The 17415-nt window shown below is 40.7% G+C and carries 15 protein-coding genes; 6 read left to right on the top strand and 9 right to left on the bottom strand.

Going from position 1 to position 17415, the window contains the following annotated elements:
- Window positions 1–2765, top strand: a 2765-nt coding sequence (locus AC3LHT_RS02960) for a hypothetical protein (protein ID WP_488661926.1), incomplete at its 5' end; no start/stop codon positions are given.
- Between the two features lies 1 nt (window position 2766).
- On the opposite strand, the gene cysK is transcribed toward AC3LHT_RS02960, so the two are convergent.
- Both cysK and epsC read right to left on the bottom strand, forming a co-directional pair.
- Complete coding sequence (gene cysK, locus AC3LHT_RS02955; protein WP_488661925.1) at window positions 2767–3654, bottom strand: cysteine synthase A; 888 nt, start codon at window positions 3652–3654, stop codon at window positions 2767–2769.
- On the bottom strand, window positions 3651–4214 hold the full coding sequence (epsC, locus tag AC3LHT_RS02950; RefSeq protein WP_488661924.1) for a serine O-acetyltransferase EpsC: 564 nt from the start codon (window positions 4212–4214) through the stop codon (window positions 3651–3653). The genes cysK and epsC overlap by 4 nt, the downstream gene beginning before the upstream one ends.
- Window positions 4215–4398: 184 nt before the next feature.
- On the opposite strand from epsC, the gene AC3LHT_RS02945 reads away from it, so the two are divergent.
- Complete coding sequence (locus AC3LHT_RS02945; RefSeq protein WP_488661923.1) at window positions 4399–5775, top strand: hypothetical protein; 1377 nt, start codon at window positions 4399–4401, stop codon at window positions 5773–5775.
- Window positions 5776–5786: 11 nt separating this feature from the next.
- Window positions 5787–7418, top strand: coding sequence for a capsule assembly Wzi family protein (locus AC3LHT_RS02940; protein ID WP_488661922.1), 1632 nt, complete (start codon window positions 5787–5789; stop codon window positions 7416–7418).
- A gap of 73 nt (window positions 7419–7491) precedes the next feature.
- On the opposite strand, the gene AC3LHT_RS02935 is transcribed toward AC3LHT_RS02940, so the two are convergent.
- The 6 genes from AC3LHT_RS02935 to argF form a co-directional block, all read right to left on the bottom strand.
- Complete coding sequence (locus AC3LHT_RS02935) at window positions 7492–8568, bottom strand: AI-2E family transporter (RefSeq protein ID WP_290644949.1); 1077 nt, start codon at window positions 8566–8568, stop codon at window positions 7492–7494.
- On the bottom strand, window positions 8565–9014 hold the full coding sequence (locus AC3LHT_RS02930) for a hypothetical protein (RefSeq protein WP_290644951.1): 450 nt from the start codon (window positions 9012–9014) through the stop codon (window positions 8565–8567). Before AC3LHT_RS02930 ends, AC3LHT_RS02935 begins: the two co-directional genes overlap by 4 nt.
- Window positions 8992–9777 (bottom strand): ParA family protein, encoded by a 786-nt coding sequence (locus AC3LHT_RS02925; RefSeq protein ID WP_290667795.1) that lies wholly within the window; start codon window positions 9775–9777, stop codon window positions 8992–8994. The genes AC3LHT_RS02930 and AC3LHT_RS02925 overlap by 23 nt, the downstream gene beginning before the upstream one ends.
- A 21-nt stretch (window positions 9778–9798) precedes the next feature.
- Window positions 9799–10350 carry a TetR/AcrR family transcriptional regulator gene (locus tag AC3LHT_RS02920; protein ID WP_488661921.1) on the bottom strand — a complete coding sequence of 184 codons (552 nt, stop codon included), beginning with the start codon at window positions 10348–10350 and terminating at the stop codon, window positions 9799–9801.
- 99 nt (window positions 10351–10449) lie between these two features.
- On the bottom strand, window positions 10450–11391 hold the full coding sequence (arcC, locus tag AC3LHT_RS02915; RefSeq protein ID WP_366011136.1) for a carbamate kinase: 942 nt from the start codon (window positions 11389–11391) through the stop codon (window positions 10450–10452).
- 23 nt (window positions 11392–11414) lie between these two features.
- Window positions 11415–12356 (bottom strand): ornithine carbamoyltransferase, encoded by a 942-nt coding sequence (gene argF, locus AC3LHT_RS02910; protein WP_488661920.1) that lies wholly within the window; start codon window positions 12354–12356, stop codon window positions 11415–11417.
- Between the two features lie 244 nt (window positions 12357–12600).
- Between argF and argS the strand changes: the two genes are divergently transcribed.
- Together argS and rlmD are read left to right on the top strand one after the other, a co-directional pair.
- Complete coding sequence (gene argS, locus AC3LHT_RS02905) at window positions 12601–14229, top strand: arginine--tRNA ligase (protein ID WP_290667761.1); 1629 nt, start codon at window positions 12601–12603, stop codon at window positions 14227–14229.
- 5 nt (window positions 14230–14234) lie between these two features.
- Window positions 14235–15560, top strand: a complete 1326-nt coding sequence (gene rlmD / locus AC3LHT_RS02900; protein WP_488661919.1) for a 23S rRNA (uracil(1939)-C(5))-methyltransferase RlmD — start codon at window positions 14235–14237, stop codon at window positions 15558–15560.
- Here the strand turns inward: rlmD and AC3LHT_RS02895 are convergent.
- Complete coding sequence (locus AC3LHT_RS02895) at window positions 15547–16320, bottom strand: inositol monophosphatase family protein (RefSeq protein WP_290644960.1); 774 nt, start codon at window positions 16318–16320, stop codon at window positions 15547–15549. The two genes, rlmD and AC3LHT_RS02895, sit on opposite strands and share 14 nt — an antisense overlap.
- Window positions 16321–16440: 120 nt before the next feature.
- Here AC3LHT_RS02895 and AC3LHT_RS02890 point away from each other — a divergent pair.
- Window positions 16441–17415 (top strand): hypothetical protein (locus AC3LHT_RS02890; RefSeq protein ID WP_488661918.1); only part of this gene is annotated, 975 nt, incomplete at its 3' end.

Raw genomic sequence — 17415 nt, 5'->3', positions numbered from 1 at the left:
ACATAGAAAAATCGAAGGTTATCAGCGTTGAAGTGCCTTTATTACCCGTTGAGGTTGAAGTAAAAGTTACCCCCGGAAAGGGGCTCGACCCTGAAAAAGTATCCCTTATACTTGATGAAATGCCAAATAAACTTGAAGCAGATCTAAAAGCTGTTTTCAGCGCTGTGACACAAGGGAAACATAAGCTTGAATTGCAGTATGATGGGATAACACTGTTGACAAAGGAAGTTGTCCTTAAATGGAACGATGATATTCCCTACCTCTTTGAATTTCCCATTGACTCAATTGAAATCAGCGAGCTATCAGCAGTCAGAGATGGAGACAGCGTGAAACTCAGCTGGAAAAGTGATTTGAAATCCTATGTAGAGACTGATGTGAGCTACCTCATAACCGTGGATGCCTCAACTTTCAAGACAATGGAAAATTCTTACATACTTCCACTCCCCGAGGAAACCACGCAAATTAAAGTAATCCCTCTGTACAAAGGAGTTCCCTTTGGCCCGGAAAAATCAATTGAGGTTATGGGCAAGCCGTATTTTGAATTGGGGGAAATACCGGCTTTCATTCCTTCAGATAATTTGATAATTACTTTCAAAGCGAAAAATCTCTCAAATCTTATATTTTCTCTTGATGATGGTGCGCCAGTAAAAGTCGATATCCAGAAGGCTGTGGTTCCTTTTAAAAATCTTTCTGAAGGGCTGCACCGCTTAGCTTTTAGCATCATCGATCTCTACGGCGATAGTTTCACAAAAAGCGCAACTTTTGTTGTTGATACAACCCCACCCAATGAACCGACATTGCTGAATTACAGTGTTGACGAGAACAGAATTGTTGTGGATCTTGGGATCAGTTCAGACACCGCTTCCATCTTTGGTGAAGTCATCGTCTCTAATACAACCACATACCATATTGAAACGGAGACTAATCAAATAATCATTCCAGTCCCCTCTCCAGAAACGGGGTTTAGCGGGACCCTTGAATTTTTCCTTACCGCTATCGACAGAGCCGGAAACAAATCAATGAAATCATCCTATAAAATCGAATTGGTCAATTTCAAAAAGATAAAAGATGCTCTTAGTTTCAATGTGATTCAAAAAGACTATCAACCTGTGACCATTAGGGTAGCAAATACCATAGCCAGTAAAGATGCTTCCCTGACAATTTTTGTTGAAACACCCAAAGGAACCAATACCTACACCTATGATCTTTCAAGAACCTTTAACGTGTTAGAACCCTTGGATGGCATTTATTTTGGCGATTTAAGGATCCTGTATAGTATTAATGCGCTGGGGATTGAATCCCCCACATATGTCGCTACTGAAACGAGGGTTGACCTGAAGAACCTTGAGGGGTTCTACGCTTACCAGATAGACGAAGATGGTAAGTTCAGGGTGAGGTTCTATCCTGTACCTGATCCGGATGTTAAATACAGAATCCGTAGAAAAATATTAAATACACCTATCAACCAGGAAGTAAAAACAGTTTTACCGGATGAGATTGATTTCAAAGACGATCCTCCCATCGTGAGAGATTTTGATTCGCCATTGCTCCTAACCAACGATGCAACAACGGAAGTATCCGTTGAAGTGGAGATCATAACAGATCATTACAGCTACAAGTTCCCTGAAAAGCTCTTGACTCTGTATAGAGGAGCGTCAATATTGACCGGGACTGCTACCAACGCTGCTTTTGACGAAAATGCCTACCCCATTTTGATAGCTGAAAATTACACTATTCCTGACAATGTTGAGGTTTCAATACAGGGAGATGGCTTGCTTCTTATCCAGGATGGCGCTTCATTCGTTGTAAATGGCAAGTTGAACGTATCAGGAGATAACAACGGTGTAATCTTGAAAAGTGAATCTAACAATGGCATTATGCTTTATGGTGGCGAGTTGAATCTGAAAAAGGTAACTGGAAATGAAACCTCTATCTTTGCTTCCGGTGCTATGCTATACATCGAAAACTGTGCTTTTATGGACACCTCGAACCCCTTGATTGTCAAAAGCGGTTCTTCTTTATGGCTTCACAATGTATCTATAAACTCAGCCGGGACAGCAGGGTACATTAGTGATGCAAACGTCTTTGATGCGCGTAATATTGAGATAAGAAATTCTTCAAAAGGATTTATAATATTAAATCCCAAAAAGGTTTACATAAGTGAGTACAAAGCTAAAGAAGGCATAAAGAATACCGGTTTGGAGATCAAAAACTCAGATTCTGAAGATATTTTGCTTGAGGAGTTAGACATTTCATCCGGACGTTTTGCATTGAACCTCGAAAATTTGAAAAGCGTGTTTTTGAACGGGGCCCAGTTGAAATCATCCAGTTTTTATGTTATCGCACTAAGCAACGTAGAAGATGCTCAAATAGCGAATGTATCCGTTAGCAATATACCTGAAAAGGGAAAGCCAAACATTGGTTTCTTCATAGCCAGTACAGGAGGAATATTCAAAAACATCTCAGTAAACCAATGCAAAGAGACCGGGATTTTTGTAAACAACAGACTACTTCCGAAAGCACTTATGGATGTCTATAAGGCGCTCTCACCAAAAGAAAAAGAAAATTGGGCACCCTTAATTTTATATGCAGACGCTACGGCATTCTCAAATAACTTTTACGATATTTATATCGAAGGCATTTATAATCTTTACGCTCCGGGGTTAGATCGTAGTCAGCTCAGAATCTACGATTATAGAGTTGACAAAACGTGGTCCAACGAACTTGGCAGAATATTCCCCAGAGGAACTGTCATAGTAAAGTGAATTAGAATATGCTCAAATAACGCTCATAATGGTCCGGTGCCACTGTGGCTACTTTCTCAGCGGCACCGGATTTTTTAAATTTATAAGCCGCTGCAACGTTGGCTCCCGATGAGATTCCTACCAAAAGCCCCTCTTTCTTGTGAAGCCACCGCATCATTTCAATAGCTTCTTCAGAACCAATGGTAATCACATCATCAAGAAGTGCCCGGTCAAGAATAGAAGGGACAAAGCCAGCACCTATACCCTGAATTTTATGCTTTCCAGGTTCTCCACCGGAAAGAACAGCCGATTCTTCTGGCTCAACACCTATAATTTTTATTTTTGGTAGTAATCTTTTCAAAGCTCTACCAACACCCGTAATAGTTCCTCCAGTACCAACACCAGCTACAAAAGCATCTAATTCATTACCGCATTGCTTAAATATTTCCGGTCCAGTAGTGATCTCATGATAATAAGGATTACCGGGGTTTGAAAACTGGTCCAGCATAACAGCATTTTCAAGGTTATTGACAATTTCTTTTGCCTTTTCAACAGCTTTTTTCATACCCCCTGATGTGTCTGTCAAAATAACCTCAGCGCCAAGTTCTTCTATGACCTTCCGTCGCTCTTCACTAACACTTTCGGGCATAACCAATATCGCTTTATATCTGAATTTACTTGCAAACATTGCTATGGAAATTCCTGTATTTCCACTGGTAGGTTCAACAATTGTCATTTCTTCTGTATATTCGCCTTTATTTTTTGCATATAAAATCATCCCCATTACGGCTCTATCTTTCACACTACCACCTGGATTGTTTTTCTCAAGTTTTAAGAGAATACTGCCAGCTGGATCTAAACTATTTAAAGCAACAAAAGGTGTATTTCCTACTATCAGATCAATGTTCATAAATTTGCCTCCTTTTGAAATGTTTTTGATGCTTTTGCGGGAATACCAACATATGTCTGCGCTTCAGACACATGTTCAAGGACAACACTGTTGGCACCAATCTGCGCATTATCGCCTATAATTATGGGGCCTAGTATTTTTGCACCAGCCCCGATGATTACATTACGTCCGATATCCGGATGCCGTTTTCCTTCGACTATTCTTCTACTACCGAGTGTTACCCCGTGGTATATCAATGTACCGCTTCCAATAGTCGCAGTTGACCCTATAACCACACCTATTCCATGATCAATTACAACACCTGCTTCAAAATAAGCAGATGGATGTATGTCAACACTGAAAAGCACTCTGTTAAAATAATGAATCAACTCTGCTGGCCAGAAAAATCGGAGATTCCAAAGTAAATGGGATATCCTGTACAAAAAAAGCGCATGAAAACCTGCCGAAGTCAAATATATGTGAATTTTCGATCTCGCTGCTGAGTCTTTCAGCAAATATTCATCAAGGTCTTTCCTAACCGCTTTTATCAAACTCATCATTTCGCTTGTGAATTTATTCACCCTATCACCTCATCTATATTATACTAAAATTATCGGAATTTAATTATTGTTATCGTTAATATTTTCCTGATAAGTAAACATTTTGCAATGGTTTTATTGAATTAAATCGACGATATTTCCTTGGAATTTGATAAATAACCATTTGTTAGATTCATTGTGATAGAATTTTTAGAGGGGGGATATAATGAGGAATTTTTTTCTTTTTTGCACCTTTTTAATGGCTGGAATAGTTTTCTCAATGACATCGATCTACTTAGGTATATCGCCAGGCCTTTCGCTTAACAATTACGGGTCTGTTGATGGAAGTTATGAGCCAAACCTATACGATCTTCTAAGGTACTATTCACTTCCCGCACTGGGAAAGGCCGGGTTTCAAATAAACACAAATCATCTGGAGGCTGCTATGTTTATTGAAGCGCGCCAGGATTTTTCCGCCTTTTTGCTTGGGAGAGATTTTTCCAACCTTCCGCTTTCAGTTGGTTCATGGGCTCCATTTTTTGACGCAAATTATCCACGTGTTGGCTACATCCAGTGGAGCTCCGAAAACTTTCTCATTTCCGCAGGCAGAAGAAAACTAAAATGGGGGCCCGCTACCTATGATATTGGGCTTTCCGACGTTCCTGTATATTATGATCACCTATGGTTACAGTTTGATGATGACACTCATTTTGGTAACTTCGATTACAACTTCTTCGCAATTTCCGCCGACAGAAGCGTGTATGGCGATCCAAAGACACTTTTTGGGCACAAATGGGCTTTTTCGGGCGAGGTTTTCAGACTGTGTTTTGCTGAGGAAAACCTCATTTATGGGGTTTATCCGGATTTGCAGGATATAGGACCTTTCATCATTTACCACCATAGTTACCAAACCCATTCCAATGTCATGTTTTTTGTAACAATGGAATCTATTCTGAAGAACTTCAGAATTTATAGCGAATTTGGTCTCGATGAATTCAGGTTAAATACTGAAGGCGAAAATTCCAGACCCACTGCCTTTGGCTGGCTTGTGGGTGTGGAATGGAGCAGCAGCGATAACTGGAACACAATCAGAAACAAAGAATATTTTGAGGATTTCACCCTTTCTGAAAGGGGATTATCAGTTCCTTCCACGGTTAAGTTGAGGTATGAATATTACCACACGACGCCCTATCTATATAACAGAGATGCTGATATAGGGAAATTCACCTACCCCATTAGAATGAACGTCATGTGGCTTAGCATGTGGCCTGATATAGATTTCTTCTTTGGCTTTCCCTATGGCCCTGATGTATCTTTGCACCTGTTAAGACTTCAGTGGAATAAAAAGAAGATTGAATTTTCTACAAAGCTGGAATTTTTGGCTATGGGAAGTTATGGTATAAACAGCCCGTACCATGCCCCTTACGAACATAACTGGTACAAGCTCGTTGAGCCCATTAGTAGGCAAATAGTAATCACTGCTAAATTGAAATATTATCCAAAAATCGATTTTGGGCTATTTGGATTGTTGTCATTGAATTTTTCTTCTGATGGCCCAAAGTGGCTGTTGAATATTGGCATAAACAAAATCTTCATATTTTAGGAGGGAATGCGATGAGGCGTGTCCTGGTAATTTTGGTTATTCTTGTTCCTTTAGTAGTACTAGCAAATATGGCGAACCTGAATTTCAAGAATAGTGAAGGCTATGTTATCTGGAAAGGAAAACTCCTGCTAAATGGGGAAGTTCCATACATACCAAATACTCCCATCAGTTCAGCTTTTCTGGGGGAATCCAAGCAATATACGAGCAACACTACCGCTTCCTTCATTACTACGCCACAGCTTACGCTACATAATTTTGATCCCTTCACCACAAGGAAAGGTTGGTACAATCCCTGCGTTCCACTTTATTTGAGGTATAGATACGATACTTTACAGCCCTGGGCAGTACTGAGATTTGATTCCGGGATTGGGAATAATTTGCAAATAGTGATAAACCTGGATTTTAGTAAGGACTATCGGAGTTATATAAGCCATGGTCCTTCCGGAAATGCCACACCCTTTATCAATCTGCCGGTAGAGTTGCTCAAAGGAGATGTCCGAGCACTGAATTTCAGCTTTCCGAGCTTTGGCTATGCTGCCTATGCAACAAAAGAATTCCAGGCAAGTATTGGACGTTACAAGCTGAGCTGGGGACCTATGAGAAATGGTCTTACGATCAGCAATGCTTCTAATTATTACGACAATTTCAGCTCTTCATTCGTGACACCCATGGGCAAAAATGGTAATTTCTCTTATACCTTCAACATGATCTCCGTAATACCTTTGCTCAGTGGAAGCGAATGGGAGCGTCAAAGGAAAGTGTCGGCAAGTAGCCCGCATTACTGGGACCTCAATCAAGACCAGGTATATGATGAGCCCTCAAAACTCATTGTTGGACATCGTTTTGACATAAAGCTCAGCAAGCGATTGCGGATTGGCGTGGGCGAAATCAACGTAGTTGGGGGGAAACATCCCGACCTCACTGATTTCAATCCCTTCATTGTGTTTCACAACACCTATGGCGAGGGATTTTCAAATGTCATGATGTCTCTGGACTTTTCTTTAGTACCATTCAAGGGATTCCAGATCTATGGCGAATTCACCATGGATGATTACTCAGGACCGACGGAAGCTGGTGCTCGCGGAAAGCCTTCAGCCATGGCATATGGTCTGGGTGCAGAATATTTCCTTGAAGGTCTTTCTGGTATGTTTCGTATCTCTGCTGAAGCGTACCACATCGATACGTGGATGTACAACAGATGGCAGCCACTGTTAAAAATCACCAATAGAACCATAACAAAATCAGAGCTTCCCGGTGCGAGAGACGCAAATGAATATCCTTTGGGCTTTAAATATGGACCTGATCTCAACGCTTTCTCACTGCTCCTGGAATGGTTGGGAAGCGCTATTTCAGCATCTGTTGAATTTGAGCATTTTGTACAGGGAGAAGTTACACTGGATACTCCATATCTGAACATGAATGAACCCAGCGATGAACCCGGAGAATTCACTGATCCTGAGTCCTGGAGAGGGCCTGTTGGCGAGTTAAAAAAGGCGAATATCTTAACTGTCAATTTGAAGGGAACTCTCTGGGGATTTAAGATTGGTTCAGATTTTAGTCTTTATTTCGGAGATTATTTCGAGCAATATACATCCAGGAAAATCACCTATGAGCTAAGACCTTTTATAGAATTTGGCTTTTGATCAAAAAATCCATACAAGAGTAGTCAATACTATACCCGATGCCAAGCCCACAACAAAACCAAAAAGAAAAGATTTATTTTGTCCCCTCTTCTTTAGAGGGGGCTTTTTCTCTTGTTCCTCCCTGTACCAATCCCTGTCGTATATTCCCATAACCGTTCACCTCTTTCGTAACAAAGGTTCCCCAGTAACGTCTTATAAAAATAACAAGGGGAATAGCAAGCACTATTCCATACACTCCAAAAAGTTCACTGCACGCTATTATTGAAAGGAGTATGATAAACCAGTTTAGCTTTAATCTTTTGGACATTATTCTTGGTGATAGTACCCACATTTCCAGTTGATTAGCAAGAATTAGCAGTAACAAGGCCAGCACAATCCCAATGAGCGGATTTTCACTGTGGCTGCTATAACCAATTACAAGTAGCGGAATAGCGGTGATAATAACGCCCAGAAAGGGAATTAAATTTGTAATACCGGCAAGCAATCCAAGAAATAGAGATTGACGAATGCCAAAAACAAAAGCCCCAAAACCTATCACAGATCCCACTGCAAGTGCCACGATCAATTGCCCGGTAATATAGCCCTGGAGATCTCTATAGAAACCTTCGAAAAAGCTGGTTACTTCACTACTATCACAGTTCGGAAACAGGGTGCGAACTGCTCTATACCTGAAAAAAGACCGTGACCTGGCAGTTAAAACAACTGAAGCAACAACAAGCAAGATCCCAAAAGTGATCCACGAAGCTATGTTTTTACTTATGTAAAGGCTTGCCTGAAGCAGAATATCTCCAAGCATGGAACCAGCCTTTTCAAAAGTATCGTTGATAAAACTTCCGAAAGGCTCTCTGAAATTGGATGAGAACTTATCGATATCAAGGTCAACAAGTCCTGATTGAAAGCTCTTTACTCCGTTGATGATTATAGGAACCGCAACATAGAAAAGATATACAAAAGTCAAAACAATAGCGCCAAGAGATAGAAGTGAGAGTAATCGTTTATAACCCTTTTTATTTACCATTCTTGCAGGTGCAATGATGATCATTCCGATCAACACGCTCAGGGTTAGCACACGAGTTGTCATTGGGAAAATGAACAAAGAAACAAGATAAGCGATAAAATAACCGAGTATCCACTTTCCACTCCTGCTCATGGCATCCCCACACGAACGAGTAATTTAATGAGCGTTCCTCGTGGCGTTGATTCTTTCTCTATGAGTCCTTTGAGTTCAAGGCTCATCAGTGTATCCAAAGCTGTGTTCTTGTTTATGCCGAGGGCAGAAGCAAGCGATCTGATACTGATTGATACGCCATCTTTCTTAAAAGAAGTATGTGATAGGTAAATGAGCATTAATTTTTCAGTAGAAGTTAGATCCTTTCTTCCTATGAAAGAACTGAATGCGTTTTTTTCATTTATTACAGACTTCTCCCTCGTTCTCTTTTCAGGTTTTAAGAGCTTCTTTTTTCTGTTCTTTAGCTTCCCATAAAATTCATTTTCAAATTCTTCAAGAGCTTTTTCTCTATCATCATTATTACTTCTAACGGTGTTTTTTATCATTGAAGTTAGAGAATCCATATCAAATTTCCTGCTTTTTGACACGTTTAAGCACCCCCTGTGAGAGCCTTTTCAAATCCCTCACAGCCAGAGAGTTAGGAAAGGCCAGCTGTATGGGCTCGCTGATTATCTCGGATTTTTGCACATCAACCGTCCGCCTGATGGGAGGAGTTATATAGGCATTTCCATATAGGTCTATGACGGACTTTTCAAGTGCGCGGGATGGTTGTTCATGCTTGCGGAAGTTGTTGATAACTATACCAAGAAATTCAAGGCTTCTATTGATTCTTTTTTTCACCATTGTGGCCACTCTGAACATTCTATCAAGCCCCTTTAATGCGTATTTTCCAGGGCTTACTGGCACAAGAAAAAAATCGCTGGTGACCAGAGCGATGTTTGTCAAAATGCCAAGGTTAGGGGGGGTATCGATGAATATGAAATCATAACTGCTGTGTAGCCCTGTTTCGTTCAAATAATCCTTTAACGAAAAAAGGCTTTGAATACCATTCCCCATGGATTCTACCCGATATAGCTCGTCATTTGATGGAAGAATGTCGATAGTGGCAAAACCTTTGGTAACAGATCTTTTCAAACGATTCGGATCAAAACTTTCCCCCTCTGATATGATAGTTGCGAGATTGATTTCTCCGTCTTCATATGGATCCTGATCCATCGCTATGGTGAGATTGCCTGACGGATCAAGGTCCACAAGCAATACACTGTATCCTCCCAAAGCGTATTCATAAGCAAGACTATAAGTTAGGGTGGTTTTCCCTACTCCACCTTTATGGTTGGTAATCGCTATCACGGACAAAGAAACCACCTCGTGTTATAACAATCTCTTTGCAATATCAGCTATTTCTTTTTCATTCATGGTCTCTCCGCTTATAACGAGATCCAGAGCATATCCAAAAAGAAGCTGAGAAAGCCTTTTTATAACCCGGGTAGCTCTGGACTTTGACATATGCTTAATCAGTTCTTCCTTGATATTTTCTTCAATTTGGGACTTAAAAGAACGCATTATCTCCCTGATTCTCCTGTTTTTCTTTCCGTAAAGCCACAGGTAAATCAAGGTTATCAACACATCTTCGTGTTCCTCATCCATTTCGTTGACAACTTGAATCATAGCTTCAATAAAGTCTTTTGGTTCGAGACCTTTTTCAAAAAGGCGGTTAATTTTGGGAAGTAAGTAATTGTTTATAGCATATCTTGACAGGTCAATGAGCATTCCCTCTTTAGATCTGTGGTGATAATGTATGGCAGCAAGATTCACATCTGCCTCTCCCGCCACCTTTCTGGTGCTCAAGCCTTCAATTGTCTCTTGAGAGATAACCTTAATGGCAGCTTCCATGATTTTCGTCCTTGTAACTTCACCACGCATTGTCATCACTCCTTTCAATCATTCGTTCTGTTCAATTATAGCATAACTACTTACTAAAATTAAGCCGGGCAATTTGCCCGGCATGCAATTTAAATCTTTTCACAAGATAATCCTGGTTCCGAATCCCTCTTCAATGGCTTTCTTAACACCCTCAAGCGAAGTTATTATGGCTTGATGTCCGGTTTTTTCTACGAAATCAACAGCAGCTTCAATTTTTGGATACATACTGCCTTTAGCGAATTGCCCTTCTTCCATCAATCGTTTGGCCTCATCGATTTTCAGATTTTTCAGGGCTTTTTGGTCTTTTTTTCCAAAATTCAGATACGCATAATCAACAGCAGTTAGAATCACAAAGATATCAGCACCAATCAACCGCGCCAACAAAGAAGAAGCCCTGTCTTTATCTATTACAGCTTCTACTCCTCTGAGCTCTCCAGTATCATCTATCACAACAGGTATCCCGCCACCACCTGCCGCAACAAGAACATTATCGGCTTCTAAGAGAGTTTTGATCGATTCTATTTCCACTATGTTCAAGGGCTTTGGTGAAGGCACTACTCTCCTCCACCCTCTACCAGCATCTTCTTTCATAATCCAGCTCTTGCTCTTTTGTAGGGTTTTCGCTGTTTGCTCATCGTAAAAAGGGCCAACAGGTTTCGTTGGGTTTTCAAAACCCGGATCATTTCTATCTACAACTACCTGCGTGAGCACGCAGCTCACAGGGATACTCAGACCTCTTCTCTTAAGCTCGTTGGATAATGTTTGTGTGATCAAATATCCTATTGACCCTTGTGTCATTGCATCGTTAACGTCTATTGGAAAAGGGGGTAAGGTATCCTTTGCGATTTCCTGCTGCACCAGCAAATTACCAACCTGGGGACCATTACCATGGGTAATTACAAGGTCAAATCCATTCTCAATGAGATCTGCAAGGTGTTTAACTGTACCATAAAGATTAGTTTTCATAACTTCGGCGGTTGGTTTTTCGCCAGGCTTGTTCAAAGCATTTCCACCTATTGCCACCACTATTTTTTTCATCATGGGCCTCCTCACGTTTTATAAGCTTATAAGAGAGTAGCAATCATAACCGCCTTGATCGTGTGCTTTCTATTTTCTGCTTCTTCAAAAACCCTTGATTTAGGCCCTTCAATCACTTCACGTGTAACTTCATTGCCTTTTACGGCTGGAAGGCAATGAAGGAAAATCGTGTCATGCTTTTTAGTGGCATTCATGAGTTCCTGATTCACTTGATAAGGCTTTAAAAGAGCGATCCTTTCCTTGAGTTTCTCTTCTTCGCCCATAGATGCCCAGACATCTGTATATATCGCATCGGCTTCCTTTACGACTTCATTAGGGTTATCGCTGACAGTAATTTTCGCACCCGTGTCCTTTGCAATTTCTCTGCACCGAGAAACCAGAGCTTCAGACGGCCAAAGCTCTTTTGGACCACAGGCAACGTAATGCAGACCCATTTTAGCAGAGCCTATCATGAGAGAATTTGCAACATTGTTTCTTGAATCTCCCATGTAAACGAGCTTTCTCCCTCTCAATGTTCCGAAATGCTCTTCAATCGTCATGAAATCAGCAAGGATTTGAGTTGGGTGATAAAGATCGGTTAAACCATTATATACGGGAATTCCAGACCATTTCGCCAGTGTTTCGGCGGTTTCTTGTTTAAACCCTCTGAAAGCGATGGCGTCAAACATTCTGCCAAGAACCCTTGCGGTATCTTCCAGATCTTCCTTGACACCCAGGTGGATATCGTCCTTTGAAAGAAACACAGCGTGCCCGCCTTCCTCGCCAAAAGCTGTCTCAAATGCTGTTCTTGTTCTGGTGGATCTTTTTTCGAAAATTATTGCCAGGGTCTTTCCAAGGAACCTCTGGGTTACAATCCCCGTTCTTTTCTCCGCCTTAACTTGCTTTGCGATGTCAATCAGATATCTTATTTCGTCCGTGGTAAAATCTAAAAGTGTGAGAAAACTTTTACCTTTAAGGTTTACAGCCATAGTTATACCTCCTTTGATTTTGGTGTCTTTAACTCAATAATACCCGAGAGTTTAAAATCTTTCAAACATCGTATAAAGCCGCAAATTGCCTTTTGTGTACGATTATCTGATTTCTGTAATGCATTTGTCAGCTCTGGTTTCATGAAGCCAGCTTAATATACGCTAAACTATACAAAAATCAACCGCAATTCCGATTTGTTGTTTAAAATCGAAACATCAAAATGAAGATTCCCGGAGGTGCGTTATGTTTCGAAAACTGCTTGAAAACAGTATTACAAAATCACTCAACAGATTAGGCGTTGAAAGTATTCCCATATTCAAAATAGAAATCCCCGATGAAAATTTTGGCGATTATTCCACTAATGTTGCTTTCTTGCTAGCAAAGAGCCTAAAAAAAGCTCCCCGTGAAATAGCCAGTAGCCTCTCCCGAGAGCTAGAGAAGGAGCAATATATAAAAAGCGCAACAGTTGCCGGACCTGGATTCATTAATATTATACTTACTGACGAAGTCTATTTACATGCTATGAAAGAGGTACTTGAAAGAAGATTTTTCTGGAAAGTAAAGCCTGAAACAAATGTTCAATTTGAATTTGGAAGCGCCAATCCAACAGGGCCTTTTACCATTGGGCATGGAAGGCAATTAGTTTTTGGCGATGTGCTTTGCAGGATTTTCTCTGCCAGGGGATACCGGGTGAAAAGGGAAATGTACATCAACGATGCTGGCCGCCAGATACGTTTGCTTGGCCATTCTCTTTGGGTTAGATACAACCAGCTTTTCGGGAAGGAAATCCCACTTCCCGAAGATGGTTATCAAGGTGAATACCTCGTTGATATGGCAAAAGAAATTAAAAGGGAATACGGCAATAAATTTTTGGACAGTTGGGATACAAATGCTCAGGAATTTTTCTCGAATTTTGCCCTGAATAAGATGCTCCAAAGCATGAAAGAAACTCTTAATAAGCTGGGAATCGAGTTTGATAACTATTTCAGTGAAAAAAGCCTTGTGATTGATGGAACAGTTAATAAAATTCTTGAGATTCTCAGGAAAGCGAGCCTGCTCTATGAAAAGGATGGCGCGTTATGGTTCAAAGTTTCGAATTTTGTTAACGATAATGACAAAGTCGTTCTTCGCTCCGACGGCACACACACTTATTTTCTCACAGATATTGCCTATCATTTCAATAAGTACCAGAGGGGATTCGATAAGGTATATAACATATGGGGCTCGGACCACATGGGGCATATTCCTCGAATGAAAGCCGCACTCATGGCTTTGGGAATTTCTGAAGATTTTCTTGAGGTTATCATACATCAGTATGTGAATATCAAAAAGGGGAAAGAAATTGTCAAGATGTCCACCAGGAAAGGGACATTCTCCACCCTTGATGAACTCATAGAAGCAGCAGGCATCGATGCCACAAGATACTTCTTTGCCATGTTCGATCCTGATACACACATGCTTTTTGACCTCGATCTTGCAAAGAAAAAGAGCAATGAAAATCCCGTTTTCTATGTTCAATACGCTCATGCGAGAATAAGCAGTATTTTCAGAACAGCAAAAGACAAAAATCTGCACATAGGGATATTACCCGATAGCTATAATTTCGAACCTGAGGAGAAAAGACTCATAAAAATAGTACTGGAATTACCTTCTGTGTTGGATTCGATCACAGAGGATTATAAGGTCAACAGGTTGACCAACTATCTTGAAGCGCTCGCATCGACATTCCATGTTTTTTACAACAAGCATCTGGTAGCCGATCCTGAAAACCCCCGGAGATCTACTCTAAGGCTAAAGCTTTGTGAATTAACCAGAAATGTCATCGCTGACGGTCTTCAGCTTCTTGGTGTGAGCGCTCCAGAATCCATGTGATGGTTATGGTTCAGACTTTTACTGTTGAGAAACTGGTAGCCGGAGGGCTTTCACTGGCCAGAACCCAAGAGGGAAAAATCGTGTTCATTATTGGCGGTTATCCCGGAGAGCAAATTGAAGCAGTGCGGATAAACCGCAAGAGGGATTTCGAGCTCTGGAAACCCACCAAGATCCTTAAAAGTAGCCCATACAGAAGAGAAAGGCTTTGCGAAAGTTTTCCACGATGCGGTGGTTGTGACTGGCAGGACCTGATGTATGATCAGCAGTTGAAATGGAAAGCGAAGATAATTCAAGAGCAGTTCAAACGCCTGGCAAAAATCGATATTCCTCTTCCTGAGGTGGTTCCCTCAAAGGAAATGCATTATAGAAACAAAGTGGAATATGTGGCTTTCAACACTCCTAATGGTATCAAACTGGGTTTTAAGGAGAAAGCTTCAGTTAAGCCAGTAGAGCCTCAGGGGTGTGTCATAGGCGATATAGTCTTTGAAGATTTGAGAATAAAGATTCAACGTGTGTTGAATGAGTTCAGATTGAAGGCATATGATCCAGAAAGAGGTACCGGTAACTTAAAGCACCTTGTGCTTAGGAAAAGCTCTTCAGGCGAAAGCATGGCAATCTTGATAGGAAAAAAATCTGAATTTCCTGAATTAAAAACTATAACGAATCTTCTCAAGCAAAAACTCCCGCAGATTGATTCCTTTGTGTATGTGCACAACAGTAGAGATAATATAAATCTCAGGGGCCCCTACAGGGTACTTTATGGTGAAGGGGTTTTGACCGAGAAAATCGACGACATTCTTTATCAGGTGCCGCCCACATCTTTTTTTCAGGTCAACACTTTCATCGCCAGGGAGATTTTACATTACATAGCAGAAACAATTGAATTTGAAAAAAGAGAAAGCCTGCTTGACCTTTTCGCTGGGGTAGGGTTTTTCAGTGTTTTTTTTGGAAAGGCTTTTGATAGGATCACCGCTGTTGAAAGTTCCGGGGTATCTGTTAAAGCACTTGAAGCCAATGCCAGGATAAATCGGCTCAACAACATAGAGGTCATAAAAGAGGATGCATTGAATTACGTCCGGAAAAACAAGGGTAAACACCAATATGAGGTTATCCTTCTTGATCCACCACGAAGCGGCATGGGAAAAGCGATATCCCTGTTGAAAAGTTTCAAGCCCAAACTGATAATATATGTTTCCTGCGATCCAGCAACGCTTGCACGAGACACTCGCTATCTCATGGAGCCAAATGTTGAAATTATACGTGTAAAAGGCTTTGATATGTTTCCGCTGACTCACCACGTTGAAACTGTAGCGTTGTTCAGAAATCTATAGAACTCATAAGTGCGCACAGTTCTTCGTTCATCATACCATTCGAAAAAAGCATTTTATCAGTATCCCATGGGGTTATTTCTTTCCCGGACCAGTTGGTTATGCTACCACCTGCCTCTTTAACAATTATGTAGGCTGCGGCAATATCCCAGATGTTCAATTTGTATCCTATAAAAGCTTCTGAACATCCAGCGGCTACAAAGGCGCTTTGCAATGCTGCGGTTCCCAGAACTCTGGTTCGGCGGACATTTTTATGAAGCAGATTCAGCAAATTCACTGAGTGCAACGCTGTTGTCCCCACCGTAACAAGGCTTTCTTTCAACTTTTTTCTTTCAGAAACCCTGATTTTAATATTATTTAAAAAGGCTCCCTTGTTATGATAGGCACTGTACAAGTCACCTGTTTTTGGTGAATATATCAGCCCAAACACAGGGTTGTTGTCCTCGTAATATGCCAGCGATATACAGTATAAAGGCAACCTGTGGGCAAAATTCGCCGTGCCATCTATGGGATCTAATATCCATGTTGCTCCAGAGGGTTTTACAGTGGAAAGCCCTTTTTCTTCTGCCAGGATAACATCTGTGCTAAAATTCTTATTGATCGCTTTTACAAATTTCTCCTGAATATAGATGTCAAATTGTGTAACCAAATCGAGGTCACTACTTTTATAATTAATAATCCTTTCTGTATTTTCCTCGTGGTTCAGTTCCTCTCCAATATCTCTGATTAATTGTGCGGCAAAATCGAATTTTCGCTTTGACATATATCCACCTCCTTTGACGATGATACCACCTTTCACAAAACTGTTCCAGATTTTGTATGAAAGCTGAACTGTGATAAAATTTTTAAGAAAGCAGTTGCGCAACATAGGGGGGGGAAAGAAATGAAGCGAAGGCTTCTTATTATTTTTTTCGTAATTTCATTTCTAAGCCTGGGTTTTGCCTGGGAATTAGTTTCAAACGCTCCAATGTTATTGCGGTTTGAGGATGAAAACTGGAACGCAAGCCAGGACAATCTCAATGAAATCCTGCAAACATCACCGTTTTCGAGCCTTATAGATTATGCAGTCAGTTTGAACCGAGAAGAGGCCAATTCTCTTCCTGGTGGCTCTGAGTTGTACAGACTCCACATACTGAATTATGGTAATGACTATTACCCCTTGGTTGTGGATAGTGGTGGAAATATCATCAAGAATCACGAAATACTCTCAATTATCTATGCAGCCCTTACAAATACCGCTTTTTCTGAAGAAGAAGTAATTGACTACTACAAAAACGTCAATGCCACAGCAGATTTACTGACCAGAAAACTTCAAAGCTTCACTTTAAAAGATAGAGAAAGGCTTGCCTCAGAAGCGCTTGATTTCCTGAATCAGCAGAAGGAGCAAGAGCTTGGGTTTGATAGATTTTTGGAAAAGGCTTTAGAGGAAAATACGCCTTATTATGAACTCGCTCTCTATGACACAGCTAATGTGCTGAAAAATGAGCTTTCCAGAATTAAAGCTCTTTCCATTGAACACTATAACAGATATAGCAAATACCCCTCCGATAGCATTCTCTCTTTTAACAGCGCTGAATGGCTATATAGCGCAAATAACGAAGTTAACAATATCTACAATTATTTTCACTCTCTATCTTATAAAGATCTGGAAAGATCGCTAATTAGGCTTTATATGAATTTCATCGTAGAAAAGAAAATCCAGGCCATCGATAAACTCATTGAAGAACCCACTGAAATCCCGGACAAATTCAAAACATCGAGAGAGGAAGTAAAAGCAACTCTTGCCAGGCTGAATCAGCTTCTCGAAAAAACGCTCCCGGCGGGTATTCCAGATAAACTCCCATCTTTCATAACAGTT

Source organism: Kosmotoga sp., from assembly GCF_982836095.1.
Note: the sequence above shows the minus strand (reverse complement) of the source record. Positions and strands in the feature narration are given on the sequence as shown.

What these genes read in the sequence shown, in the direction of transcription:
- cysK (WP_488661925.1), bottom strand. Translation starts at nt 3,654, where the DNA reads ATGAACATTGATCTGATAGTAGGAAATACACCTTTTGTTGCTTTAAAT.
- AC3LHT_RS02945 (WP_488661923.1), top strand. Translation starts at nt 4,399, where the DNA reads ATGAGGAATTTTTTTCTTTTTTGCACCTTTTTAATGGCTGGAATAGTT.
- AC3LHT_RS02940 (WP_488661922.1), top strand. Translation starts at nt 5,787, where the DNA reads ATGAGGCGTGTCCTGGTAATTTTGGTTATTCTTGTTCCTTTAGTAGTA.
- AC3LHT_RS02935 (WP_290644949.1), bottom strand. Translation starts at nt 8,568, where the DNA reads ATGAGCAGGAGTGGAAAGTGGATACTCGGTTATTTTATCGCTTATCTT.
- AC3LHT_RS02920 (WP_488661921.1), bottom strand. Translation starts at nt 10,350, where the DNA reads ATGCGTGGTGAAGTTACAAGGACGAAAATCATGGAAGCTGCCATTAAG.
- arcC (WP_366011136.1), bottom strand. Translation starts at nt 11,391, where the DNA reads ATGATGAAAAAAATAGTGGTGGCAATAGGTGGAAATGCTTTGAACAAG.
- argF (WP_488661920.1), bottom strand. Translation starts at nt 12,356, where the DNA reads ATGGCTGTAAACCTTAAAGGTAAAAGTTTTCTCACACTTTTAGATTTT.
- argS (WP_290667761.1), top strand. Translation starts at nt 12,601, where the DNA reads ATGTTTCGAAAACTGCTTGAAAACAGTATTACAAAATCACTCAACAGA.
- rlmD (WP_488661919.1), top strand. Translation starts at nt 14,235, where the DNA reads ATGGTTCAGACTTTTACTGTTGAGAAACTGGTAGCCGGAGGGCTTTCA.
- AC3LHT_RS02895 (WP_290644960.1), bottom strand. Translation starts at nt 16,320, where the DNA reads ATGTCAAAGCGAAAATTCGATTTTGCCGCACAATTAATCAGAGATATT.